The organism is Geojedonia litorea (assembly GCF_042654525.1).
Lineage (GTDB): Bacteria > Bacteroidota > Bacteroidia > Flavobacteriales > Flavobacteriaceae > Geojedonia > Geojedonia litorea.
The window spans coordinates 429,801-456,180 of sequence record NZ_JBHSGP010000014.1 but is presented as its reverse complement, the minus strand read 5'-3'; the positions used below and the strand labels follow the sequence as shown (position 1 = coordinate 456,180).

Below are 26,380 nucleotides of genomic sequence, written 5' to 3'. Positions count from 1 at the left end.
AATATTTAATTTCAGACCCCTTAGCACTATTGATTTAAAACTAATTAGGTGCCATTGAAAGTGTTCATGGTAATAGCAATACCAGCAGTGCCAAATGACTTTATTAGCTCTACAGACTTTTCTAGGCGTTCAGGCAATTTAAGGTTTTCCTCATCGGTCCACTCTCCTAAAACATAATCTACTTGCCTTCCTTTACTGAAGGTATCACTAATTCCAAATCGAAATCTGTTGTAATTTACAGTTTGCAATTTGTCTTGTATATCTTTTAGTCCGTTATGGCCACCATCACTGCCCTTGGTTTTTAATCGAATGGTACCAAACGGTAAGTTGAGATCATCAGTGATTATTAACACATTTTCTAGAGGTGTTTTTTCTTTTGTCATCCAATAAACAACAGATTTTCCACTTAAATTCATATAAGTACTAGGTTTTAGTAAAGTAAATGTGCGACCCTTGAACTTATAAGTACAAATGTCTCCTAATTTTTGAGTGTCGAAAACAAGTTGTTCTTTTTCAGCTAAATAATCAAGGACTTTAAAGCCAATATTATGTCGTGTGTTTTGGTATTTTTCACCAATGTTCCCTAATCCTACAATGAGAAATTTTTTCATATGGTCGTTTACTTCATGCTTTACTGAAGAATTTTCTTTTTTAAATAGGTTAAAGAAGAATTTTAACATGATGTTAATTTGTGTAAAAATAAAAAAGCATCCTGAATTAACAGAATGCTTTTAAATTATATCAGAACTTAAGATGTTATTCTTATGCTTCTGCAGTAGCTTCAGCTGCTGGAGCATCTCCTCCTTCAGTTGTAGCTTCAGCTCCTTCTTCTAATTCTTCTTCATCTTCAGCTTCAAATTCAGCAATACTAGCTCTAGAACGTCTTACTTGACATACTACAGTGTTGTCTGGATGTAAAAATTTGTAAGCATCGTTTTCTAATTCGGTAATGTACAATTTGCTTCCAATTTTTAAAGGCGTAATATCGGCTTCAATAAAATCAGGTAAATTAGCAGGTAAAGCTTTTACTCTTAATTTACGTTTGTTTTTACGAAGTACACCTCCATTTAAAACACCTTTAGATACTCCAATAATATGTACTGGAATGTCCATAGTGATTTCTTTGTCGGCAAATAATTGATAGAAATCTACGTGTAAAATTCTATCAGTTACAGGGTGAAATTGAATGTCTTGCATGATTGCATCATAAGTTTCACCATTTTCTAAATTAATTACAACAGTATGCGCATTTGGCGTATAAACCAGATTTGAAAATGCTAATTCTGTTGCCGAGAAATGCACTGGTTTATCTCCTCCGTATAATACGCAAGGAACCTGACCAGCATTACGTAAGGCTTTTGTTGCTTTTTTGCCCACGCTTTCTCTTTGAGATCCATTGATTGTAATTGATTTCATTGTTTGTGTTTATATTAATATTAATTACATTATAAATTTGGAACTTATTGACTTGTTGTAATGCACATTGTGCATGACATCTGCAAAAAGTTCGGCGCAGCTAATCACTCTTAATTTGCTGCTCTTTTGTTTTAAAGGAATTGAATCTGTTACAATCAATTCTTCAAGTTTTGAGTTTTCTAATCGTTCATAAGCACTTCCAGATAAAATGGGGTGAGTGCATATTGCTCTTACACTTAAAGCACCACGTTCCATCATTAAATCTGCAGCTTTAGTCAACGTTCCTGCTGTATCTACCATATCATCCACTAAAACAACATTTTTACCTGTAACGTCACCAATGAGTTCCATATGTGAAATGACATTAGCTTTAGCACGTTGTTTATAACATATTACAACATCACTTTCTAAAGCTTTAGAGTAGGCATAAGCTCTTTTAGAACCACCCATGTCAGGTGAAGCAATAGTCAGGTTTTCTAAATTCAAACTTCTTAAATAGGGTAAAAACACCGTAGAGGCAAATAAGTGATCTACAGGTTTTTCAAAAAACCCTTGAATTTGATCGGCATGCAAATCCATAGTTATAATACGGGTTGCTCCTGCGGCTTCCAACATTTTTGCGACTAGTTTAGCAGCGATAGGTACTCTAGGTTTATCCTTTCTATCTTGTCTAGCCCATCCAAAATAAGGTAATACCGCAGTAATGTGCCTTGCCGATGCGCGTTTTGCTGCATCAATCATCAACAACATTTCCATTAAATTTTGAGGTCCTGGATGCGTAGAACCAATTATGAAAATTCGTGTGCCTCTAATGGATTCTTCATATGATGGTTGAAACTCGCCATCACTATAGGTTGAAGTGATCACATTACCTAATTTTACACCAAAAGTCTCCGCTATTTTTTCAGCTAGTTCTCGACTCTGATTGCATGCAAAAATTTTAGCTTCTGTAACTACATTAGGCATTGATAATATGTTGTTTTGTAGCGTATTGAAACGCTTTTGTTAAATGAGGTGCAAATTTAGGAATTTATTTGGACTGCAAAAGTATAAAAGCCAGTATTTTTAATTGTTTGTGATGATTTTTTTTCTAATTTTGCAATCCGAATTGCTCAAGTGGCGGAATTGGTAGACGCGCTGGATTCAAAATCCAGTTCTTTCGGGAGTGTGGGTTCGATTCCCACCTTGAGTACTAAAGCCTTTATTTGAAAAGATAAAGGCTTTTTTTATTTTCATTATATTCCTTAATGTTGCAACGTAATTCGGAAATATATCTCCAATTAACCCCTTTCTTTGGTCTTTGTTCGTTGCGTAATGTGATTTAATTAGCCAGTTGACTTTTCAATCCTAAATTATGGGTTTAATTATCAGTTTATTTTAATTTCAAAGAATTCACTTTGATTACCAGTTCTATCAACGGCTGTAAGGCCTATTTTTAGTAATACTTTATCATTGCTTTTAGTTGCTAAAGGCAAAACAAATGAAGTGTCTTTTCTGTCTAAAATAGTATGTTGCCAGTCTATGTCTTTATACTGATAATATAACACCCATCTAAATACGTCAAATTTTTCTGAATGCTCCCAAGAGATAAAAACATTGTTCTGATTTTTATTTAAATGAACTTCGGGTTTTAAAGGAGGTATATTATCTAGCCATGGAGAAGAGGGGACTAGTGATTGATTATAATAGGGGCCAAATTGTAATGATTTAGATAAGGTATCGTTTTTTACCAATGGGGCTATACTCCAATGGATTGTCCCTTTACTTTTAGGGAGCATCCCCCTAGTTATCATTATTTGATTTAAGGTTTCATCAGCATTTTGCTCATTTGCTCCTGTATAGGCACTTATTCCTGGCCATAAATGTCGTTGCTTTGAATTTTGACTTTGCCACCATCCCAATAGGACAGGAAAACTCTGGTCTATTCTATTTATTTTCCAATATAATTGGGGTGCGAAATAATCGATCCATCCTTCATTAAGCCAGAGTTTAGCATCTGCATATAAAAGTTCGTATTGATCATAGCCTTTAATTGATTCAGGATACCCTGGTCTCCATATACCAAATGGGCTTATTCCAAATTTCACATAGGGTTTAACCTTTTTTATTTCAGTATAAGCTTTTTTTATAAAAGTATTTACACCTTGTCGTCTCCAATCAGCTTTTGACAGTAATCCTCCTTTTTCAGTATACTTCTCCCATGATTTAATGTCGGGAAAATCTTTACCATTATTATAAGAGTCATAAGGGTAAAAATAATCATCAAAATGTATCCCATCAATATCATATCGCTTCAATAGGTCCAGTACTACCGCTAAAGTTCTATCTTGAGTTCCTTGAAGTGATGGGTCCATCCAGTACATTCCGTTTTCTAATCTTACAACTAGTTCTGGGTTCGTTTTAATAACTGATTGTTCACTTATTTCTCCTCCTGAAGTATGATGTGCTCTATAAGGATTAAGCCATGCATGTAATTCTAATCCTCTTTCATGAGCCGCTTGTATCCAAAAACTTAAAGGATCATAAAATGGTTCAGGGGCCTCCCCTTGTTTTCCGGTTAGATAAGATGACCATGGTTCTAACGGACTTGCATACATAGCATCTGCTTGTGGGCGTACTTGAAAAACTACTGCGTTAAAATTATTTTCTTTCAAACAATCTAAAAGCATTAATGCTTCTTTTTGTTGTTCGTTTACAGATAGACCGGGTTTGCTAGGCCAGTTAATGTTGGCTACTGTGGCTACCCATGCGCCTCTAAATTCTTCAATATTATAAGGGGTTTTGGGATTCCATGGAATTAACTCTTCTTGAAATGACAAAGCAAACTCTTGGTTATTAGTACTTGTAGGTTTAGAAGATTTACACCCTGTAACTAATATAAAAAACAAGAAAATTAGTGAAATGAACTTCATAATTGATGTAAGGAATAAATTTTTCTAAAAATGAAATCTTATCATTTGCTGAAGATTAAACCCCTGATTTTTGCTATAATTATTTTTTTAATATTCCCATTTCACAAAAGCTTCCATAGCCGCATAATGAGATAGGCCTAATTGGTCATATAAATCTGCCGTTTCCTTGTTTCTGTCTTCAGCTCGTTGCCAAAATTCTCTACTATCTGATCCTTGAAAGACGACACCATCTTTTTGAGATTGGTGCTTAAATATTCCTTTTCGTTTTTCTAATACCTGGTCAGGGCCCATTGGTACGGCCATATCAATTTCATCAACTCCCCATTCTTGCCATGCACCTCTGTATAACCAGACCCAGCAGTCCTTCATGTACTTATTAGGTTTTAATGTTTTAACGGCCTCAAAAATGGCGTCTAAACACACTTTGTGAGTTCCGTGAGGGTCGGCTAGATCACCCGCGGCATAAATTTGATGAGGTTTAACTTTTTCAATTAAATTCATTGTTATTTGGATGTCTTCTTGCGATAAGGGCTTTTTTTCAATACTCCCTGTTTCATAAAATGGTAATTCCATAAAATGAATTTGTTGATCTGGTATACCAACAAAATGACAGGTTGCTCGAGCTTCTCCTTTTCTAATTAATCCTTTGATATATCTAACTTCTTCAATGTCTATTTCACTAGATTTTTTGTTTTTTAGAAAAGCAACTGCTTTTTTATAAATATCATCAGCTTCTTCGCTTTTAATCCCAAATTTGGCATTATAGTCACATACAAAACTTGCAAAACGTAAAGCTTCATCGTCTGCAACTGCAATATTTCCCGATGTTTGATAGCCCACATGAACTTCGTGCCCTTGCTCATGTAAACGCTTAAATGTTCCTCCCATGCTAATGATATCATCATCAGGGTGGGGGCTGAAAATAAGGACTCGTTTTTTAGTGGGCTCTGCACGCTCTGGTCGTTTACTATCGTCGGCATTAGGTTTTCCGCCTGGCCATCCTGTAATAGTACTTTGCAGTTTATTGAATATTTTAATATTTATGTCATAGGCCGGGCCTGAATCTGCCAGCAAATCACTCATTCCATTTTCAATATAATCGGCATCGGTTAACATTAAGATGGGTTTTTTTAAATGTAATGCAAGGCCTAAAACGGCTTTTCTGATTAATTTATCAGTCCATTCAATTTTTTCTACTAACCAAGGTGAGTTTATACGTGTGAGTTTTGAAGCAGCAGCTTGATCCAATACAAAAATGGCATTATTGTGTTCCTGTAAAAACGAAGCTGGTACCTGATTAATAACTGGGCCTTCAACTGACGCCCTAATGATGTTTGATTTACTTTCTCCCCAGGCTAAAAGTATTACTCTTTTAGCTTCCATTATTTTCTTAACGCCAAGGGTTATAGCAGTTCTGGGAGTATTGTTAAGTCCCGAAAAATCATTGCTGGCAGCAACTCTTGTTATGTGATCTAAGGCCACTAAACGCGTTTTAGAATTTTGTAATGAACCAGATTCGTTAAAACCAATATGTCCGTTACCACCAATACCTAATATTTGCAAATCGATACCTCCTAACGATTCTATTTTAGCTTCGTACTGATCACAGTAGTCAGCAATTCGTTCTTTAGGTAACATTCCATCTGGGACGTGACAATTTTCAGGTAAGATATCAACATGGTTGAACAGCAATTCTTTCATAAATCGTACATAGCTATTAATCGAGTCTGGCTCCATAGGATAATATTCATCTAAATTGAATGATATTACGTTTTTAAAACTTAACCCTTCTTCTTTATGTAAACGAACCAATTCGGCATAAAGCCCTTTTGGTGTACTTCCTGTAGCCAGTCCTAAAATGCAAGGCTGTTTTTGAGATTGCTTTACCCTTATTAGGTCTGCTATTTCTTTTGCTACAGCTTTAGAGGCGGTAACTGAATTCTCGTAAACTATAGTCCCGATGTTCTCAAACCTTTTTTCGAAACCTGTTGATTTGTCAATTGTGCTCTTTAACATTTTGCTTCTTCTTTAATTTTAGTTTTATGTTCTTTTTAATGAATTATTCTTTTTAATATGACCTATTGATGTAGCATTTTTTACAAAAGTGCCTCTCTTAATATACTCACCGGATGTTTTGAGTTTTTACGAGTTCCATCCATTATTTGATGTCTGCAACTTGTACCTGAGGCAGCAATTATGGTGTCTTTTTCAATATTTCTGATTTTTGGGAACAATGTATCTTCACCTATTTGCATACTAATATCGAAATGCTCTTTTTCGTAACCAAATGATCCTGCCATACCACAGCAGCCAGAGTTAATAATTGTTACCTTATACTTTTTAGGAATTGATAATACTTTAAATGTTGGCTCCATTGTGCTTAAAGCCTTTTGATGGCAATGACCATGAATTTTTAAAACCTGTGGTTTAGTGGTAAATTGGTCTGATGAAATTTTGTTGTTTTTGAATTCTCTAAACAAAAATTCTTCAATTGTGTAGGTATGTTCTGCAATTTTTTTTGCCGAAATTGAATCGCTTGCTAGTCTTATATACTCATCTCTAAATGTCAGAATTGCAGAGGGTTCTATACCAACCAACGGGCAATCTTCGGTTATGTGGTTTTTATAATGGTTTACATTAAAATCTGTAATGGTTTTGGCTTTGTTTAAAAGACCTTTAGAGATAGCGCTCCTTCCACTCTCTTGATGGTTAGTGATATTCACTTTGTAGCCTAGTTTTGTTAAAAGCTCTATGGTGTCTATGCCAATACCAACATCATAATAGTTAACAAATTCATCTATAAAGAGATACAATATACCTTTGAAATTTGACCCTGTTGAGAGTCTCTTTTCATTTTTCTTGTACCAACTATGAAATGTTGTATGATGTAATTTTGGAATACTCCTTTTTGTTGAAACACCTAAAATTTTTTTAGTGCTTTTAGCATTTAATATATAATTGGTAAGACTTGGGGCAAGACTTCCTATTTTATTTAAATTGGCCGAATGAGCAAATAATTTTGCTCTAATTGGGACGCCATTTGATTTATAATATTGGTGTAAAAACTCAGCCTTTAATGTTGCCACATCTACATTGCTTGGGCATTCACTTGCGCATGCTTTACAACTTAAACACAAATCGAATACTTTATGAAGTTCTTTATGATTGAATTTATTTTTCTTTTCTGAATTAGTTAAAAACTCCCTGAGTGCATTTGCGCGTGCACGGGTGGTGTCTTTTTCATTTTTTGTGGCTCTGTAACTAGGGCACATGGTTCCTCCTGCTTCAGGGAGCTTTCTACAGTCACCCGAACCATTGCATTTTTCAGCAGCTCTTAATATCCCTAAACTATCTGAAAAATCTTGAATAGTTTCAAAGTTTGGTTCGTCTCTATTCACTTCATATCGAAGGTTTTCATCCATAGGGAAGGGATCAATAATTTTGCCCCTATTGAAAATATTATTTGGATCAAAGGACAGCTTTATTCTTTTCAGAAGGGCATAATTTTTCTTACCAATCATTTTAGGAATAAATTCGGCTCTCACAATACCGTCTCCATGTTCACCACTAAAAGACCCGCCATATTTTTTTACAAGCTCTGCGGTTTTATTGGTAATTTCTCGAAAAAGCACAAGGTCTTCTTTCTTTTTTAAATTTAGAATAGGGCGTAGGTGCAATTCACCTGCACCGGCATGGGCATAATAAACAGCTTCTTGACCAAAATCTTTCATCATTTGTGAAAATTCTGAAATGTAATTTGGTAAATCATGTAATTCTACGGCCGTGTCTTCAATACAGGCCACCGCTTTATCATCACCTACAATATTCCCTAATAGACCTAAACCAGCTTTTCGAAGTTCTAAAGCTTGATGAATTTCATGACCTGATAGTTTAGGAAATGCATATCCTAGTTTGTTTTTTTCTAAATCTGCAATTAACGCGTTAGCTAACTTAATAGATTCGTTTTCATCATTTGTACAGATTTCAAACATTAAGATGGCTTTTGGATCACCTTCTACAAAAAACCTGTTTTTAAGCTGTTCTCTGTTGTTTTTAGTACAGTCTAGAATGGTTTTATCCATTAATTCACAAGTGTATAGATCGTGTTTCATGGCAATAACAACGGCCTCCATACTTTCTTGAATACTTGAAAAATGTCCTGCCACGATTATGTTTTTGGCAGGGGGTAGATTATCTAATTGTAATTTGATTTCTGTTGTAAATGCAAGTGTCCCTTCGCTACCAGCTAGTAACTTTGAGAGGTTTATAATAGAATTGCTACCTCCAAATAATTTTGAATTTAATAATTCGTCAACTGCGTAGCCATTATTTCTTCGGTGAATTGAACTTTTGGGATATTCGCGTTTAATTTCTGCCTGATTTTCAACATTAGTAAGTTCATTGAATAAGCTCTTGTAGATTGAACTCTCTAATGTATTTCCATCCATTTTTGAGAAATAATCTTCGCTTTTTAACTCGCCAAAAACTGCTTCGGAGCCATCGCTTAATATTGTTTTAAGTTCAATTACTTTGTCTCTTGTGACGCCATATTTAATTGATGTAGTTCCTGAAGAATTATTGCCAACCATACCGCCTATCATACATCTATTACTTGTTGAGGTGTTAGGGCCAAAAAAGAGTCCATAAGGCGCCAGAAAATTGTTCAGTTCATCTCTAATAACCCCAGGTTGAATAGTGACGGTTTTATTATTCTCATCAAAATCTATAATCTTAGTGAAATATTTTGAGATATCAACCACAAGTCCATCACCCACACATTGACCTGCTAAGGAGGTTCCTGCAGCTCTAGGGATAAGAGAGATACTATGAGTTGTTGCAAAATTTATTAATTTCTGTAGGTCTTCATTGGTTTTTGGGTAGGCTACACCTAAAGGCAATTTTCTATATACAGAGGCGTCAGTAGCGTAAATTGTCTTATGTAGCAAATCGCAAAAAAGGTCGCCTTCTAAATCTGCTGATAATTCATTTAAAACTCGTGCTAAACTGACTTCCATGATTTTTAATTATATAATAAATATTTTTCTCTGACTTTTTTGAATGATTCCAGACCAGGTTGCCAAGACTTTTTAATTTCTTGAACTGTTAATCCATTTTCAATTTGTTGCTGCAAGGTTTTAGTCCCTGCTAATCTAGTAAAGGATTTATTAAAAAACTGTTCTTTTTGAGGTGATGATTTATAAGCTTCTATTAACCAACTTAGATTAATTTCGCTTAATTTTTCAGCATTTGTTAAGTCCCTTCCAAAGCATAACTGCCCTTGGTGTTTTGGAGTTTTTGACCCAAAATTAGGTTGTGGTGTGAAACTATAATCAAAAGATTGCTCGGGTAAAAAAGGAGCGCCAAAAACTTGAAATTGTGTTTCAGTACCTCGACCACAACTTATTGTTGTGCCTTCGAAAAAACATAAACTAGCGTATAAATTAATAGAGGTTGCATTTGGAAGATTAGGAGAGGGTTTAATAGGTAAATCATATTCAGAATGATACGTATAATTTTTTAAAGACACCACAGTTAAATCACACTGAATGCCATTCTTTAACCATTTTTCACCATTAATCATATTTGCGTATTCACCAATAGTCATTCCATAAACAATAGGGACAGGGTGTAGTCCTACAAAACTTTTAACCTCTTCTTCTAACAAAGGACCGTCAATATAATGACCGTTAGGATTGGGTCTGTCCAAAACGAGAACAGGAATATTTAGTTCAGCACAAGCTTCCATAACATAATGAAGGGTTGAGAGATAGGTATAAAATCTAACTCCAACATCTTGAATATCGAAAATCATCACATCTATATTTTCGAGATTTTTTTTCGAAGGCTTACTATTTTCACCATAAAGCGAAATAATAGGTAATCCAGTTTCTGAATCTATTCCATCTGTAATATGTTCGCCCGCATCTGCCACTCCACGAAAACCATGTTCTGGTGCAAATACTTTAGTAACATTAATATTTAATCTAAGTAAGGAATCAACCAAGTGTGTATAATCATCTTGGGTATTACCTTTAAAAATTACCGATGTTTGATTGGCGGCTATACCAACGTTTTTCCCTTTTAATTTAGACAAATACAAATCTGTTTGGTTAGCTCCAACAATAATTAGATTCTCGTTCTGAACTTCTTTTATAACTTCGGTTTCAGAGCTCGTGTTCTTTTTCGAATTAGAATTACATGATAACCATGCAAAAACAAATAATATAACCGTGTATTTCATATTGATTAATTTAGTTTATAATGTTTTGAGACCTTAAAAGGTATTATTTTAAATTTAATTTAATTATTTTAAAGGTGGCTTGTTTACCCAAATCATCTTGAACCTTTAAAAAATAAATCCCGTCACTTAACTCACTAATATCAATTGCATTGGATTCAGGATGCTCTTTAATAATTAATTTGCCTAATACATTAAGAATTTCAATCTCACTAAATTTTATACCCTTATGATTAGTTATATGGATTAAATTTTTAGCAGGGTTTGGGAAAACCTTAATGTTATCTTTTAAATTGGGATCATCGACTGAAGCTGTTGCGCCAAATTTTGTATTTATTAAATTCCAAAGTTCTGGACGTGTACCATCATAGTTTAAAGCCCACATTCCAACGCCTCCTAAATTATTAGCTATCGCCAAATCAAATTTTTTAGAGGTGCTTGTTTCATTATCTGCCCAAACTTGATTCCAATTCGTTCCATCATGCCATGTATACCAAGGGGATTCAAAATCTGCATTCCAGATAAAACCGCCGTGATTATCGGCATCAGCTTCGGTATCTCTAAATCTCGTGGAGCTAACATGCGAAATAGTAGCCGATTCTGAAACATTTGTAGCGGTTTTCCAGTGCTGCCCGTAGTAAGGTACAGCTAAAATTAATTTTTGAGGATTTTCAGCAGTAGGTACAGCATAGGTGCCTGTTTCAATTGATCGTTTAACAAATCTTTTCCATGATGTATGGTGTGTTAAAGGGGCAACTGGTCCAGAATTAGCGCTACTAGCGGAGGTGTAATCATAGGCCATTACAATAAGATAGTCAACACTATTTACCAATTCATCCATAATCCATCCTCCCCAATTTACTGCAGGACCATCAACTGAAACTTCTTTACCTGGAAGTTCAGTGTGAATGTAGTTGGTGAGATTTGCCATAAATGTATTGAATTCTGCTCCTCTGTGTGCAGAAGTCATTCCTTCAAAATCTATATTGACGCCATCCAGATTATAAGTTTGAATAATACTTTTTATATTGGCGAAAAACGTTGCCTGTTTAGAAGAATTTGTAATCATTTCCCATGCTACTGCATCAGCGCCATCAGCACCACCAAAATTAACTACCGTCATAACTACTTTTACTCCCTGTGCATGGGCGGCATTAATTTCTGTGGTCCATGGCCATCCGGCAGGGGTTCTTATAGAAGCGTCTAATTGTACCAAAAAATCAAAACATGCCAAGTGCGTTAATAAGTCGTACCTTATATTGGCATGAGCGCCATTACTTTGTTCCCAATAAGGTAAAAATCCAAAAACCATTTTACTTAATGTGGTTGTTTTACTCTTTTGTAGACCAATAATACCTGTCTCTTTAGAATAAGATTTTTTATTTGATTCCATTAAATTACCAAACTCTTCCTTTTGCAGTTGATGAGCTCCTTTGAGAATTGGTTCTTGAGCTAATACAGAATGAGTGTAAAAAAGAGCACAAACAAGATAGAATCTAAGTTGATGTTTTTTCATATTTTAATTCTTAATTGGTTAAACTTATTGATACTAATTCTTAATTTCAATTCCATGGTTTTGCTGATAATCAGCATTTATTGAAGCAGGCAACTTGCCAATTGCATTTAAGTTATCCAACATTATCTTGGCAGAAATTGTTTGTGCCAATTCTGAATTTTCGTAAGAAATAATAATGCCATTAATAGGTTTTAGTGCAAGCTCTTTTAAACTGTATTGACTGGCAAAAACATTTAAAATCACATGGTTAGTTTTAGAAATTTTTTCAATTAGACTTTTATCTTCATTTGAAATGGTTTTAGTCTCTCGGTAATTTAAACGATGATAGCCAATGATAACTTTGTCATAGTTCTTAAGTGCTTTTATTATTTCTTTTTGAGAGGTTGCATTAATTTCGTCAATTGAAATGTCAGATTTTAATGTTGAGATAAAGGCTTTTGAATCGCCGTCTCCCAATTTCAAGAATGCTATTTTTGCTTTAGTTTTTGCCTTGATGGGTAAACTATGATTATCATTTTTAATAATTGTAATAGCGTTGCTCATTGCTAATTCATTAATGATGACATTGGTCTCGTCATTTAAATCCTCTACGAGCTTATTAATCTCAATTGGGATAAATTGATTTAAATTAACATCGTATTTAGCTCCGAGAATTTTTTTAACCGAATGTGCTAATCGCTCTTCACTGATATCATTATTTTCGTAGGCTTCTATGATTTTAGAAATTGCTTTGGGAGCATTTTCAGTAAATAACAATACATCGTTACCTGCTTTAAAAGCAGCTAGGTCTATATCTCCAGGTTCTTTATAATTTGCGGCGCCTTTCATATTTAGGGCGTCTGTAAAAACCAGACCCTTAAAGGCTAGTTGTTGTTTTAGCTTGGTTGAAACAATATTATAGGATAAAGATGACGGCAATCCATCTATTTGTTCTAGGCTAGGTACATTTAAATGTGCTACCATCACTCCTGAAATATTCTTTTTAAACAACGCTCGATAAGGATGAAGTTCAATAGAATCAATTCGCTCTTTAGAAAACCCAACGGTTGGTAATGTTTTGTGAGAATCGGTTGCAGTATCTCCATGTCCTGGAAAATGTTTAGCACAAGCTAATATACCTTGGCTTTGCAAACCCTCGGTAAATGCAAGTGCTTTGTTTGTAACGTTTAACTTATCTTCTCCAAACGATCGTACTCCAATGATTGGGTTATTCGGGTTTGTATTAATATCAACCACGGGAGCGAAATTTAAATGAACGCCCAATCGTTTGCAATGACGCCCAATTTGATTTCCAATTTGTTTTATCAAACTGTCATTTTGAATAGCACCTAGAGTCATATTATATGGAAATCTTGACGTACTATCTAAACGCATATTTAAGCCCCATTCGGCGTCCATGCCAATTAGTAAAGGTACTTTTGATATAGATTGATAAGTGTTTGTTAATTTAGCCTGACGTACTGGGCCGCCTTGGAAGAATATAAGCCCACCAATACCATAATTATTAATTAGACTTTGAATAGAATCTACATGGCTTTTATCACGATTTGAATAAGTAGCTACCATGAACAATTGCCCAACTTTTTCTTTTAAAGTCATGTTTGAATAAATACTATCAATCCATTGGGTCTTATTATTTACTTCCTTCAAATTGTTATGATACCTATCTGGGAAAAAACCCAATAAAAATAAGGAGAGGATTCCGGTGATTATAATTTTATTCATTTGTATTTAGATTAAAACCATCGATTGCATTTCTAACACTTTTGTATTTAAGCAGCAAATTGGTAGCTGTTTGTTCATCAACATTTAATTCAAACATTATCATTCTAACACCTCTCTTAACCAGCTTTTTGTTTGAAAGTTGCATATCAACCATTTTATTACCTTTTACTCTCCCCAACTTTATCATAACGGTAGTGGATATCATATTTAGTGCAAGTTTTTGAGCAGTTCCAGCTTTCATTCGGGTGCTACCAGTGAGAAACTCTGGCCCAACAATTAATTCAATGGCATAGTCTACCTCTAATGATAGAGGTGATTTTTCATTGCATGTTATACAGCCTGTAATGATATTATGTTCTTTTGCTTTTATAACTCCGCCAATAACATAAGGTGTAGTTCCTGAAGCAGCTATGCCAATGAGCACATCATTTTCATTAATGTTGTATTTCTGTAAGTCTTTCCATGCCAACTCGGTATCATCTTCGGCATTTTCAACTGCCTTTCTTAATGCAATATCGCCACCTGCAATTAAACCAATAACCAAATCATCTGGAACACCAAAAGTAGGAGGGCATTCAGAAGCATCTAATACTCCCAATCGACCACTTGTGCCTGCACCTATATAAAATAAACGCCCGCCATTTTTCATTTTACCGTGAATGATATTCACGAGTTTTTCAATTGAAGGTATGGCCCTTTCAATTGCACGAGGAACAGTTTTGTCTTCATTGTTCATATTTAGAAGTAGTTCAAATGTGTTCATTTGTTCTAGATCATCATAATCTGAAGTTTGTTCGGTTGTTAGATTATTTGTCATATTAAGAAAAAATTTTATCTACTTCGACTTGTTTTTTTGTCATACTACCTTAAGTGTATGTTATGTTTTATATTTAGTTTTTTTAAAATTACTGTTTGTTCAAAATCACCGTTTTGTTGTTTTTTACAAGTATTAGGCATAAAACGGTTAAAAATGCATTAACAAAGATGTTCATGAATCCAAAATCAAACTTAAACCAATCAATGAAAAAATCATTTAAGAAGTAGGTTGTTATAGGCATTAGAACACATATATAGGGAACGGCTTTATCCCGTATTTTAATTTTGGTAAAAATTCCAAATAGGTAAAGCCCAAGTAATGGACCGTAGGTATAACCTGCAACTTTAAATATTGTTGAAATCACATCGCCTTTACTTTGAGAAAACAACATAATAATTGTAAATATGACTACTGAAAACCCAAATAACACACGATTTTTTAACTTCCTTTTTTCATTTGAATTTTTATGTTGGATATCTAAAAAATCGTGAGTAAAGGACGTCGTTAGTGCTGTTATAGCAGAATCGGCACTTGAAAATGAAGCAGCTGTGATTCCTAAAATAAAGCTAATACTAGCTATGGTTCCAAAGTGATTTAAGGACAACATAGGGAATAAAGTGTCTGTATTGATAAATTTTCCATTTTCAATATCTAAATGAATACCAAATTTTTCGGCATATAAGTATAATAAAACACCCAGCCCTAAAAACAAGAATTGAGTAACTGCTAATATTAAGCTAAAGACTAAAATATTTTGTTGAGCCTCTTTTTTGTTTTTACAGGTTAGCGTTTTTTGCATCATATTTTGATCTAAACCAACCATTGCCACAGCAATTAATACACCTGAAATAAATTGCTTAAAAAAATTGTTTCCTGAATTGAAGTCCCAATCAAATACCTTAAAATATTCGTGTTCAACTACAGAAGAAATGGTTTCAGTTAAACTTAAATTTAAGGAGCCTTTTACTACATAAATAGTTACTACTACAGCCAACAATAAAAAGAAGGTTTGCAAAGTATCTGTCCAAACTATGGTTTTAATTCCTGACTTATGCGTGTAAATCCAAATGAGGATGAGGATAATGAGTACAGTTATAAAGAAAGGAACACCAAAAGCATCAAATACAGCATATTGTAAAATTTTAGCTGCAAGCAACAATCTTAATGCGGCGCCAAATGATTGAGATATTAAGAAAAATAATGATCCGGTTTTATAAGCCCTAATACCAAATCTGGTTTCTAAATATGAATATATTGAAACCAATTTTAAGTCATAATAAATGGGAATGAGAACGTAAGTTATAAATACATAGCCTACCACATTCCCAACAACAAATTGTGCGTAATAAAAGTAATTAGTGCCTACCATTCCAGGAATAGACACAAATGTTACACCTGATAGTACGGCACCTATCATTCCAAATGCCACAATCTGCCAAGGAGATTTTCTGTCTCCAGTATAAAATGAATCGTCACTAGTGTTTTTAGAAACTACATGTGATATTAACATTAATACTCCAAAATAGGATGCTATGATTACTAAAATTAGTGCTGCGCTCATTATATTATTTACTTTATCTGGTTTTGGATTCTAGGCTTTTGGAATGCAACTCTTTTTTAAAAGATTAGTAATTTTATAATAGAGTAATATTAAATCTACAAATGGCGTGATTAAAATTGCCATTGGTAGATGTTATTGGGTGCAATTAAAAGTTACTGATTTAATAATTTAATTATGGCACTTTCAGTATTATATTAATCGAGGTTTGCTATAGTTTAGAATTGTTAATTACTATTTTATTAGTTAAAAAAGCACAGGCTTATTAAAGAAGAGGGGTGAGAGGAATAAATTGATTTCTCTCACCCCAACTACTAACTCAAATTAACAAAACAATAAATAATTATGATGACAATGGCTCTTCGATTTACTTGTTTAAGAAAAACCTGATTCATCACTTACTTTTTTATACTACTCTTTGTCCCACCACATTCTAGTTAATAATCCATCGCCACCTTGTCGAGTAATTGCTTCTTGAACGTTGTCGGGATTGTTTAACTTTTCAGAGCCAGGATATGGTAACCTTCGTGGAATTTTTCCACCTGTAAGGGTTTGAGCAACATTTGCAGGAACCAAGACTGGGTATCCAGAACGTTTCCAGTTTGAAAATGTTTCTAAACCATTCCCAAATGTAGCAACCCAATATTGCTCATTTATCATTTTTAAAGCTTGTGAAGGAACAAATGGATTTGCTGCTAAATAATCATTAATTTGGGTTTGTGAAATATTAACACCATGGCCGTACATTGATAAATATTGCATAGCAGCAGTAACACCTGCATTATAATGAGCTTCAACATTTCCTCCAGCTAAGCCCCATCGTTCAGCAGCTTCAGCTATCATTAATTCAACTTCGGCATAAGTTTGGAAGAAAAATGGCGCATCATAAATAATAATTCCAGAGCCTCCAAAAATATTAATGTTAGGTTTTGAATTTGCTGTGCCTCTGGTAGGGTTATTGATGTCTTGACCAAATTGTAATGCAAAATCTGTATTACCATCTACGGTAGAACATAACACAGACACACGTGGATCATTTCTGTCTTTCATAAAGTCCATAAGAGTTTTAGAAATTTTGACCTGAGTTGACGCACGTGATGTAAAACATTTTGTAAGCGGGTTTACATTAGGTCCTCCATCATTTGGTGAGTTTTCATACTTTGTGTAAGCTATATCAGCATTACTAGTCATAACGCCGCCATTAATAGCTTTTGTTGCCCATGATTTGGCAGCAGCGTCATCAACCTTAACCATACGCATTGCTAATCGTAACATAAGTGAATTGGCAAATTTCTTCCATTTCGTTACGTCGCCTGCAAAAAGTAGATCTGCAGAACCGTAAGAGCTTTGTGAGCCAGCGGCTAGTGTTGTTGCAGAACTTTCTAACGTTTCTAGCATGTTTAAATATATGTCACTCTGCTTGTCATATTTGGGAAAACGAATACCTTCTAAGAACCCTTTGCCGGCTTCACTATATGGGATATCGCCATATGCATCAGTAATTCTACTAAATATGAGGACTTTTTGTATTCTGGCTATTGCCAGGTCTGTAGCGGCAGTTGGGGCATTGCTAGCTTCTAATTGAGCTTCTAAATCTACTATATTTTTAACCGTTGTTTTAAATTGCTCTTCAAACAGCCAGTGAGTATTACCTTCTTTATAAAGAAATGAAATATAAGAAGTGTTATTGAGGTGTTGAACATTTTGCATTAAATGAATAACATTCCAAAACAAATATGCAACATAATTACTACCTCCAGTGTGTAGCTGGATATAGGTTAGTTTTGTTGATGGATCAAGTTGTGTTGGTTTTGTAGGGTCAACGTTTAGCTCCTCAAAGCCCTGATCGCAAGATCCTAATGTTATAGCTATTGCTAGTAAAATAAGTATTTTTTTCATTTTAATTTTTTTTAAAATTTAACATTTACAGAAAAACCATAACTTCTAGTTGATGGGATACCAAATCTTTCAATCCCTTGAGAGTTTAGGTTATTTAATGCGGCTTCTGGATCCACATTATCAATGTCTTTAGATAAGAAGAATAGGTTTCTTCCTATTAAGGATAATCTTAAGTCATTTATAGAAAGGTTTTTCAATATCTTTTTTGGTAAGCTATATGAAATACTTAATTCTCTAAACTTAATGAAATCGGTGCTGTAAACGAACTCTTCAGATATACCAGCACTTTCTTCTCCAATAAAACCATAATATGATCTTAAGTTTTCAGGAGCTACGGTTCGAGTAAATGGCTCGCCTGTTGCATTGTCAATTCCGGTTACTACTAAACCATTTTCACGACCTTCTAAGGTTTTTTTATGTAATCCTCTCAACATTAATTCTCTGTTAGTTCCAGAATGTACGCTTCCACCAAATTTTGCATCTATTAAAAACCCTAGAGACACGTTTTTATAGCTGAATGAATTTGATAAGCCCATAGTATAAGGTGCAACACCTTTTCCTAATATTTTATTTTCTCCTTGAACAGGTTTTGGGATTGTACCACTTATGTCATAAATAATATTTCCAGCTTCATCTCTTTTATAAGACGAGCCATAAATAACACCATAATTTTCTCCAACAATATGAGAAATGATAGCGGTTCTAGAACGCGTTTGACTGCCATCGACATTAATTGGTGTATCTTCATCGTCAGTATGAACAATTTTACTATCGTTATAACCTAGATTGAATGATACATTCCATGAAAAATCATTATTCTTAATAGGAGAACCACCAATTAAAAACTCTAGCCCTTTATTCTCTAATTCACCAATATTTAGAATTGCAGAGGTAAATCCAGATGATTGTGACGCGGCTGCTCTAACAATATCATTGGTTGTTTTATTTTCATAATAAGCGATATCTAAATTTAGACGATTATTAAAAAATCTACCTTCTAAACCAAACTCAAGCTCATTTTTTTGAAAGGGTACTAAATTAGGGTTAGGGATAGAATTGCCGTTTAGTTGACCAAATGATTGCCCTTGAAAAGACCCGGTAATTGCATAATCTAAATTTAAAGCATAGGCATTGCTAGCACCACCTGCAACTTGAGCATAACTAGCTCTTAATTTAGTATAGGTAAATGCTTTAGGTAATTTTAAGGCCTCACTTAACAATAAACTACCACTTAAGGACCAATAAAAGTCATTATTAGGCGTTTTTTTGCCAGGGAATGAAAGTGTCGAAAACCAGTCATTTCTTCCTGTAAACGTCACATATAAGAATTTGTCGTAGTCTACCTCAAATGAACCATATATCGAATTAGTTTTGGTTTTAAAATAGCTGTTTCTTGGTTCAGGAAGAGTTGTATTGTTTATATCTTCTAAACCAATAACAATAAAGCCTCTACCAAGCGCACTTAGTTGTTCAAATGTTGATGTTCTTGAATTAGCACCAATTATAGAATTTGTAGATATTTTGCTAGTGATAGCCTTGTCTATACCAAGCATGATATCAGCATCTACCGAAGTGTAGGTTGATTTGCTTTGAGACATTTCACCACCAGGACGATACGCCGTTCCGTATGGTGTCACATTTCTTCTAGATAAATCATAGGTGTCAATACCCGCTCTACCAGTTGCATATAACCAATCAGTTAATTCATAACGTAAAGTTGTAGATGCAGTAAACCTGTTTTTCTGGTCATCATTATTAAAATTATTAACTGCCCAATATGGATTAGAAATGAACTGACTAGGCTGAAATAAAAGTTCAGTGCCTTGTTCGTTAGAACCAGGTTTTAAATCGTAAATATTTAAACTACTTGGTAATACATAAGCCACTGTATTTGCATTTCCTGGAGTATCTCCAATACTAATTCGGTTATGCACTTTTTCAATTACATATTTTGTATTAATGGTTGAGGTTAATTTGGGGTTGATTTGTGACGATGCGTTAAGTGAAAGCGATTTTCTGTTTAGTGTAGTTTTTGGAAATATGTCCTTGTTATCTAAATTAGAAAAAGAAAAACGGTAGCTATAACCATCACCTCCTTTTGATAGTGCTATGGTATTCACAGCAGTAGTTCCTGTATCATAAAATTTATCAAGGTTATTGCCGGTATACGAGTATGGTCTTTTTACACCATCCCAGTTATATACTGGTGTACCATCCATTAAATCTCCCCAAGATTGTAGTGAACTTACAAAAGAATCGTCAATAGCGTTTTGAGGATTTGCAATTTCAACAGGGTTATTGTTTACGTCGTACTCGTATCCAGGTTTTAATCTGTTATTCCCTTGTCCATATTTTGTTTGTAAATTTTGAAGATCAGTATTTATTTTGTCAAACGTATAAGAGTTTGAATACTCTATACCTAAAGTATTCTGGTTTTTCCCAGATTTGGTAACTATCATAATAACCCCATTAGATGCTAAAGAGCCATATAATGCGGCTGCCGAACTTCCTTTTAACACAGAAACCGATTCAATATCGTCAGGATTGATCGTTGATATATCATCACCACCGTCTCCAGTTCCATTATTAGTAGGGCCAACAACAGAGCCATTTGTATTATTAATTACGGGAATTCCGTCAACAACGTAAAGTGGCTGATTATTTCCTGTCAATGAACTTGCTCCACGAATAATAACTCTACTTGAGCCAGCAGCACCTGTACTACTTGTTGAAATATTTACACCGGCAATTCTACCTTGTAAAGAGTTAATGGCGCTTGTGGTTTTTACCTCTGAGACGTCCTTACCGTCAACTTTGGTGAGTGCGTAACCTAAAGCTTTAGACTCTCTTTTTATTCCTAAAGCTGTTACAACGACTTCGTCAAGACTAGTAGTATCCTCTTCTAATGCCACATTAACTATTTGATCTTCTCCAGTTAACATAACAGAAACAGTTTTAAACCCAAGAAAACTAAAAACAAGCGATTTTCCTGTAGGGTTTTCTGCTTCAAACGAATATTTTCCATCAAAGTCTGTGACACCTCCTTTTGAAGTACCTTCAATAGCAACATTTACACCTATCAATGGAATACCGCTTCCTTTGTCGGTAACTACACCCGATATAGTTATTGATTGCGCAAAAGAACTTTGCACTAAAAATAACGCTAACAAGGTGATTAATTGAAAATAATAATTTCTCATATGGGTTAAAATTTAAGTTAATCAACGTAAAAATAGAAATAAAAAAACAAAACACGTAAAAATTATGCAAAAAAATGCATGTTTAGTTCAATTAGTTCGAAACTTTAACACATATTCTCGAAACTTGCAGGATTTTACTTATATTTTTATAAAGACTTTGTTTTTAAAAAGCAAAAAACAGATAAGCCAAAACATTAAAATATGGGTTATGGCAAATAGTAAAGACCCATTCATATTACCAGCAATTGGTACAAATATTTGGCTATATAAATATTTGTACCCAGATAATTCTTCATTTTGAACAGGGATATGAATTAAATAACTCATTGTTTTTACATAAAGACCGGAAAAAACAAAAATGAATAAGGGATTCATTCCAAAATGAATAAAGGGTTTTGCCCAAGTCAAAAGACCTTTAATATCAATGATGAAGATTAATAGGGCTAAAAATATTGTACCTAAACCTGCAGTGAACAAAACATATGAACTTGTCCATAATGCTTTGTTAATTGGGAGTATAAATCCCCATAAATACCCTAAACAGGATAGGCATACGCCAAATACTAAAAGTTTTTTTGCTTTTGTTAAAACCTCTGCGTGTTGGCTAATAGATTGGCCAACAAGATATCCTAAAATTACCGTTGCCACTGAAGGAATGGTTGATAGCAGGCCTTCTGGATCAAACGGAATACCAAAACCATTATAAATATGTTTGTCTCCAAAAACTAGCAAATCCAACTTTCTAACTATATTTTGTTCTAAAGTATAAGGATAAAGGGCTGATCCAAAATACAATAAGGCCCAATACCCTAAAACAATAATTCCCAATGCAATTAATAATTGCTTTCTATTAAGGCTTAAACATATTACAGCACCAAACGCATAGGCTAGAGCTATACGTTGTAAAACACCCATTACCCTAACCTTATCAAAGTCAAAAAAAGGATATAAATTGAGTAAAAATCCTAAAAGAAATATAATCAGTGCCCTTTTAAGTATTTTGAAGAATGTTGGTTGAGATAGCTTGGTGTTATACTTTTCAAAAGAAAACCACGCAGAAACTCCTACAATGAATAGAAAAAAAGGAAATACTAAATCTGTAGGGGTGCAACCATGCCAATCGGCGTGCCTTAAAGGTGGATAAACATAAGCCCAGCTCCCAGGCGTATTAACCAATATCATTAATAAAATAGTTAACCCTCTTAAAACATCTAAAGAAATTAGTCTATTTGATGTGCTCATAATTTCATATTTTTATCGAACTAATTGTAAAAGTGTATTTTAAATGCATGATTTTTGTATTATGCAAATATAATCCTTAAATACTGCAAAAAATTGCATACTTTTAATTTATTTTGCAGTATTGTCGAAAAACGGCTATTTTTTAATAACCATATTTATGAAGAAAAAGGAACGTCAGAAAATAATAATAGATGAGGTGAGTATTAACAGGAAGGTTAGTTCTAGTTTTTTGTCCGAAAAGCTAAATGTTTCTGAAGATACTATTAGAAGAGATATTCATGAATTGCATGGTAAAGGATTGCTTACCAAAGTTCATGGTGGGGCAATTTCAACGATACAAAAATTATATCATTATAATGAAGATGTTATCTATAATAGAGAGAATAAAATTCGAATAGCACAAAAAGCAATTTCATTAATTCGAGATGGCATGGTTATAATAATGAGTGGGGGAACCACAAATTTAATGCTGGCCAAACTATTTCCAAAAGAACTTAAAGCAACTATCTATACCTATAGTTTGCCTATTGCTATGCAATTAATTGAACATCCTTTGATAGAGACTATTTTTATTGGAGGTAAAATACATAGAAATTCTATGGTGACTATCGGTATTGATGTGATTCAATATTTATCAAATATAAGAGCAGATATTTGTTTTATGGGTGTTAGTGGCATAAGTATTGAACAAGGAATAACTGATGAGGGCTACGAAGTCTCACTTATTAAAAAAGCAATGATTAATTCATCAGATCATATAGTTTATTTAGCAACATCTAATAAACTAAACTTAAGACATCGTTACGATGTTTGTAATATTAACGAAATCGATATGGTAGTTACAAATCTTGACTCAACAGATCCTGCACTTGAAGATTATCAGAAAGCAGGATTAAATTTATTATGATAATAAAAACTAATAAAACAAAGATAAATTAAAATCACAACAACTCACAAGATAGTATCGCTCGCAGCAATAGACTAGGTATAAGCGATTGAAATAATTTAGTCTTACATTTATGCAGTTAACTATTTGTTTATTCCTCTAATTATTTCTAAAACCTCTTTCACGTTGGTTTCTAATAATTGATAATTACTTGTAGCCAAGATCTCTTTAGTGATTAATTGCGATCCCATCCCTACACAAGTTACGCCGGCATCAAACCAAGCTTTCAAATTCTCTTGAGTAGGAGAGACACCACCAGTAGGCATAATACTGGTCCAAGGGCAAGGTCCTTTTATTGCTTTAATAAATTTAGGGCCATAACTATCTCCAGGGAATAATTTAACAATTTCGCAACCTAGTTCTTCGGCTTTTGCAATTTCTGAGAGTGTTCCGCATCCTGGTGACCATAAAACTTTGCGTCGATTACAAACGATAGCAATATCTTCTCGCAATACAGGTGTCACAATAAAATTGGCTCCTAATTGCATATATAATGAAGCAGCTCCTGCGTCAGTTATTGAACCTACACCTAAAATCATTCCAGGGAGCTCTTTAATGGCGTAAGAATTAAGTTCCTTAAAAATATCATGGGCAAAATCACCTCTCGCTGTAAATTCTAATAATCGAGCGCCTCCATCATAACATGCTTTTAAAACTTTTTTACATAACTCTAAATCATGATGATAAAATAAAGGGACTAACCCCGTGTCTTTCATCACTTGTGCTACTTCAATTCTTGTGTATTGTGCCATTTTATATTATTTATCTTGATACTTTTCCTGTTGCATCACCATCAATCATATTTTCTACTTCTTTTACAGAAACTAAATTATAGTCTCCAGAAATAGTGTGCTTTAAACAGCAAGCGGCAACTGCAAAATTCAAAGCCCTTTGCTTATCATTGGGGAGGTTTAATAATCCATAAATTAATCCACCCATAAAGGCATCACCACTACCAACACGATCTACTACTGGGGTTACATCCTTGACATCGGCGGTATATAAATTTTGACCATCATATAGCACACCACCAATTCTTTGGTGTGAGGCACTAACAGAATAGCGAAGGGTTGTTGCTATAGTTTTTAGGTTAGGGCATTCATTAAACAATTTAGTATACAATGCCGGAAGTGAGTTTTGATCTTGATAATTAGGGTTTACTTTATCATGTCCGAGCATAAAAAATGCGGTATCAATATCACCTAATATGATATTGCTATATTTTAAGAGTTCAGGCATTACCTCACTAGGTGATTTGCCATATTGCCATAATTTTGACCTATAATTTAAATCAGAAGAAATTGTTATTCCTAATTCATGGGCTACTTTTAAAGCTTGTAGACATTCCTCGGCAGCAGATTCTGAAATAGCTGGTGTGATCCCGCTCCAATGAAACCAAGTAGCATCCTTTAATACAGACTGCCAGTCAATTTCTCCTTTCTTTATGGTTGCCATTGAACTATTACTTCTGTCATATACAACATTACTCCCTCGAGTTCCTGCGCCAGTTTCAAGAAAATAAATACCTAATCGGTTTCCGCCGTAAATTATATTTTTAGATTCAACGTTGAATTTACGCATCTCTTTTAAAGCGCAAGCACCAATCTCATTATTGGGTAACCGGGTTATGAATTCGGACGGTACCCCATAATTGGCTAATGAGACCGCGACATTGAATTCGCCACCGCCATAGGATGCTGCAAAAAATTTGGCTTGTGAAAATCGCAAATGCCGTTCAGTTGAAAGGCGTAGCATAATCTCACCAAAAGTAACTACTTTACTCATTTCTAATTGTGTTTAGAGACCTAGTTCTTTTAAAAAGTCCCACATTTTCTTTTCATCTTTGGTAAATTTTACGTGTTTACCAATTGGAATTGTAACAAATTTAGCTTTTATACCTAAAACTACTAGTTTTTTGGTGAGTTTTTCAGCTTGCGAATAGGGAACTATTGGATATACACTTCTGTGGACTGTAAACACTGGAGGACTATTTTTATAGATAGGGTATATAGGAGAAACTGATTTCACAAATTTTTAATTTCCAAATTTTCCCTAACCATCGTTTAGTAGATGTCTCCGTTAGGACAATATTTTTGGTGTCAATTTCAATACTTGGGCATTCTAATCAAATAAATTAGAGCTTATATCTTTAGCTAAATGCTAAACCTCCATTAATATCAATGTTATTACCAGTTATAAACGTAGCGTCTTCAGAAGCTAAATACGCAACTAAATTGGCTACTTCTTCAGCTGTGCCTTCACGTCTTAATGGCGTATTTTCAGCCACTTTTTTCCTAATATCATTTTTGGTGAAATCATCATGAAATTTTGTAGCAATCATTCCTGGACAAATAGCATTAACACGAATTCCTTTTGGCCCAAGTTCTTTCGACATTGCTCTAGTAAATGTACTTATAGCACCTTTTGAAGAACTGTATAAAGAAGAACCTCCACCACCACCATCTCTTGCCGCTTGTGACGACAAGTTAATTATAGAGCCTCCTTGTCCCATTAAAGGTTCGAATGCTTGCATTACAAAAACAGTAGATTTAAAGTTTACATCTATAACTAAATTATAAAATGTCTCGTCGAGTTCTTGCAATGTTTTACGGGCAAATAGTCCGCCGGCATTGTTGACTAAAATATCAACCTTATCTCCAAAGGCTTCAACTGTTTTAGCTTTTAAATTTTGAATTTCATTTAGTTTGGAGACATCAGCTTTTAGTGCTATAGCTTCCCCTCCTAATGATTTTATTTCTTGAACAGTTTGGTTAGCTCCAGCTTCAGAATTATAATAGTTTACAACAATTTTGGCGCCTTGTTTTGCAAGTTTAATAGCTATTGCTCTGCCAATATCTCTGGAACCTCCTGTTACTACTGCTACTTTCCCTTTTAAATTACTCATATTTTA

The 26,380-nt window shown here is 34.2% G+C and carries 19 protein-coding genes and 1 tRNA gene; 2 read left to right on the top strand and 18 right to left on the bottom strand.

The genetic code is table 11. The features are described 5' to 3' along the window. Positions 1–44 precede the first annotated feature (44 nt). The 3 genes from pth to ACFO5O_RS09940 all read right to left on the bottom strand — a co-directional run bounded on the left by pth (position 45) and on the right by ACFO5O_RS09940 (position 2,382). Positions 45–680, bottom strand: a complete 636-nt coding sequence (gene pth / locus ACFO5O_RS09950) for an aminoacyl-tRNA hydrolase (protein ID WP_387963332.1) — start codon at positions 678–680, stop codon at positions 45–47. Positions 681–762: 82 nt separating this feature from the next. After that, on the bottom strand, positions 763–1,416 hold the full coding sequence (locus tag ACFO5O_RS09945) for a 50S ribosomal protein L25/general stress protein Ctc (protein WP_387963329.1): 654 nt from the start codon (positions 1,414–1,416) through the stop codon (positions 763–765). 24 nt (positions 1,417–1,440) lie between these two features. Further along, positions 1,441–2,382 (bottom strand): ribose-phosphate pyrophosphokinase, encoded by a 942-nt coding sequence (locus tag ACFO5O_RS09940; protein ID WP_387963327.1) that lies wholly within the window; start codon positions 2,380–2,382, stop codon positions 1,441–1,443. 144 nt (positions 2,383–2,526) lie between these two features. Here ACFO5O_RS09940 and ACFO5O_RS09935 point away from each other — a divergent pair. After that, positions 2,527–2,608, top strand: a tRNA-Leu gene (locus ACFO5O_RS09935). 175 nt (positions 2,609–2,783) lie between these two features. Here the strand turns inward: ACFO5O_RS09935 and ACFO5O_RS09930 are convergent. From ACFO5O_RS09930 to ACFO5O_RS09880, 11 genes are all read right to left on the bottom strand, one after another. Beyond that, positions 2,784–4,328, bottom strand: a complete 1,545-nt coding sequence (locus ACFO5O_RS09930; protein ID WP_387963325.1) for a glycoside hydrolase family 10-like protein — start codon at positions 4,326–4,328, stop codon at positions 2,784–2,786. A gap of 87 nt (positions 4,329–4,415) precedes the next feature. After that, positions 4,416–6,344 (bottom strand): glucosamine-6-phosphate deaminase, encoded by a 1,929-nt coding sequence (gene nagB, locus ACFO5O_RS09925; protein ID WP_387963323.1) that lies wholly within the window; start codon positions 6,342–6,344, stop codon positions 4,416–4,418. 80 nt (positions 6,345–6,424) lie between these two features. Beyond that, entirely contained in the window at positions 6,425–9,343 is a 2,919-nt protein-coding gene (locus tag ACFO5O_RS09920; protein WP_387963321.1) for an FAD-binding and (Fe-S)-binding domain-containing protein, read from the bottom strand. 5 nt (positions 9,344–9,348) lie between these two features. Then, on the bottom strand, positions 9,349–10,569 hold the full coding sequence (locus ACFO5O_RS09915) for an exo-beta-N-acetylmuramidase NamZ family protein (RefSeq protein WP_387963319.1): 1,221 nt from the start codon (positions 10,567–10,569) through the stop codon (positions 9,349–9,351). A gap of 43 nt (positions 10,570–10,612) precedes the next feature. Then, the gene (locus ACFO5O_RS09910) at positions 10,613–12,082 is read right to left on the bottom strand and encodes a glycosyl hydrolase family 18 protein (RefSeq protein WP_387963317.1); all 1,470 of its coding nucleotides are present in this window, start codon (positions 12,080–12,082) and stop codon (positions 10,613–10,615) included. A gap of 33 nt (positions 12,083–12,115) precedes the next feature. Continuing rightward, positions 12,116–13,807, bottom strand: coding sequence for a glycoside hydrolase family 3 protein (locus tag ACFO5O_RS09905; RefSeq protein WP_387963315.1), 1,692 nt, complete (start codon positions 13,805–13,807; stop codon positions 12,116–12,118). Beyond that, positions 13,800–14,624: an N-acetylmuramic acid 6-phosphate etherase gene (murQ, locus tag ACFO5O_RS09900; RefSeq protein WP_387963314.1), complete on the bottom strand. Its 825-nt coding sequence runs from the start codon at positions 14,622–14,624 to the stop codon at positions 13,800–13,802. Before murQ ends, ACFO5O_RS09905 begins: the two co-directional genes overlap by 8 nt. Before the next feature lie 88 nt (positions 14,625–14,712). After that, on the bottom strand, positions 14,713–16,185 hold the full coding sequence (locus tag ACFO5O_RS09895; RefSeq protein WP_387963312.1) for a sodium:solute symporter: 1,473 nt from the start codon (positions 16,183–16,185) through the stop codon (positions 14,713–14,715). 408 nt (positions 16,186–16,593) lie between these two features. Then, entirely contained in the window at positions 16,594–18,081 is a 1,488-nt protein-coding gene (locus ACFO5O_RS09890) for a SusD/RagB family nutrient-binding outer membrane lipoprotein (protein ID WP_387963311.1), read from the bottom strand. An 11-nt stretch (positions 18,082–18,092) separates the two neighbouring features. After that, a complete protein-coding gene (locus ACFO5O_RS09885; protein ID WP_387963309.1) occupies positions 18,093–21,281 on the bottom strand; it encodes a SusC/RagA family TonB-linked outer membrane protein in 3,189 nt (1,062 codons plus the stop codon). A gap of 138 nt (positions 21,282–21,419) precedes the next feature. Continuing rightward, the gene (locus tag ACFO5O_RS09880; protein ID WP_387963307.1) at positions 21,420–22,523 is read right to left on the bottom strand and encodes an acyltransferase family protein; all 1,104 of its coding nucleotides are present in this window, start codon (positions 22,521–22,523) and stop codon (positions 21,420–21,422) included. Between the two features lie 157 nt (positions 22,524–22,680). Here ACFO5O_RS09880 and ACFO5O_RS09875 point away from each other — a divergent pair, with 157 nt between their 5' ends. Next, complete coding sequence (locus tag ACFO5O_RS09875; protein ID WP_387965107.1) at positions 22,681–23,430, top strand: DeoR/GlpR family DNA-binding transcription regulator; 750 nt, start codon at positions 22,681–22,683, stop codon at positions 23,428–23,430. 122 nt (positions 23,431–23,552) lie between these two features. Here the strand turns inward: ACFO5O_RS09875 and ACFO5O_RS09870 are convergent, their stop codons facing one another. The 4 genes from ACFO5O_RS09870 to ACFO5O_RS09855 form a co-directional block, all read right to left on the bottom strand. Continuing rightward, a complete protein-coding gene (locus ACFO5O_RS09870; RefSeq protein ID WP_387963305.1) occupies positions 23,553–24,221 on the bottom strand; it encodes a bifunctional 4-hydroxy-2-oxoglutarate aldolase/2-dehydro-3-deoxy-phosphogluconate aldolase in 669 nt (222 codons plus the stop codon). A 10-nt stretch (positions 24,222–24,231) separates the two neighbouring features. Then, positions 24,232–25,254: a PfkB family carbohydrate kinase gene (locus ACFO5O_RS09865; RefSeq protein ID WP_387963303.1), complete on the bottom strand. Its 1,023-nt coding sequence runs from the start codon at positions 25,252–25,254 to the stop codon at positions 24,232–24,234. A 12-nt stretch (positions 25,255–25,266) separates the two neighbouring features. Next, positions 25,267–25,497: a hypothetical protein gene (locus ACFO5O_RS09860; RefSeq protein ID WP_387963301.1), complete on the bottom strand. Its 231-nt coding sequence runs from the start codon at positions 25,495–25,497 to the stop codon at positions 25,267–25,269. 121 nt (positions 25,498–25,618) lie between these two features. Further along, positions 25,619–26,374: an SDR family NAD(P)-dependent oxidoreductase gene (locus ACFO5O_RS09855; RefSeq protein WP_387963299.1), complete on the bottom strand. Its 756-nt coding sequence runs from the start codon at positions 26,372–26,374 to the stop codon at positions 25,619–25,621. Between the last annotated feature and the right edge of the window lie 6 nt (positions 26,375–26,380).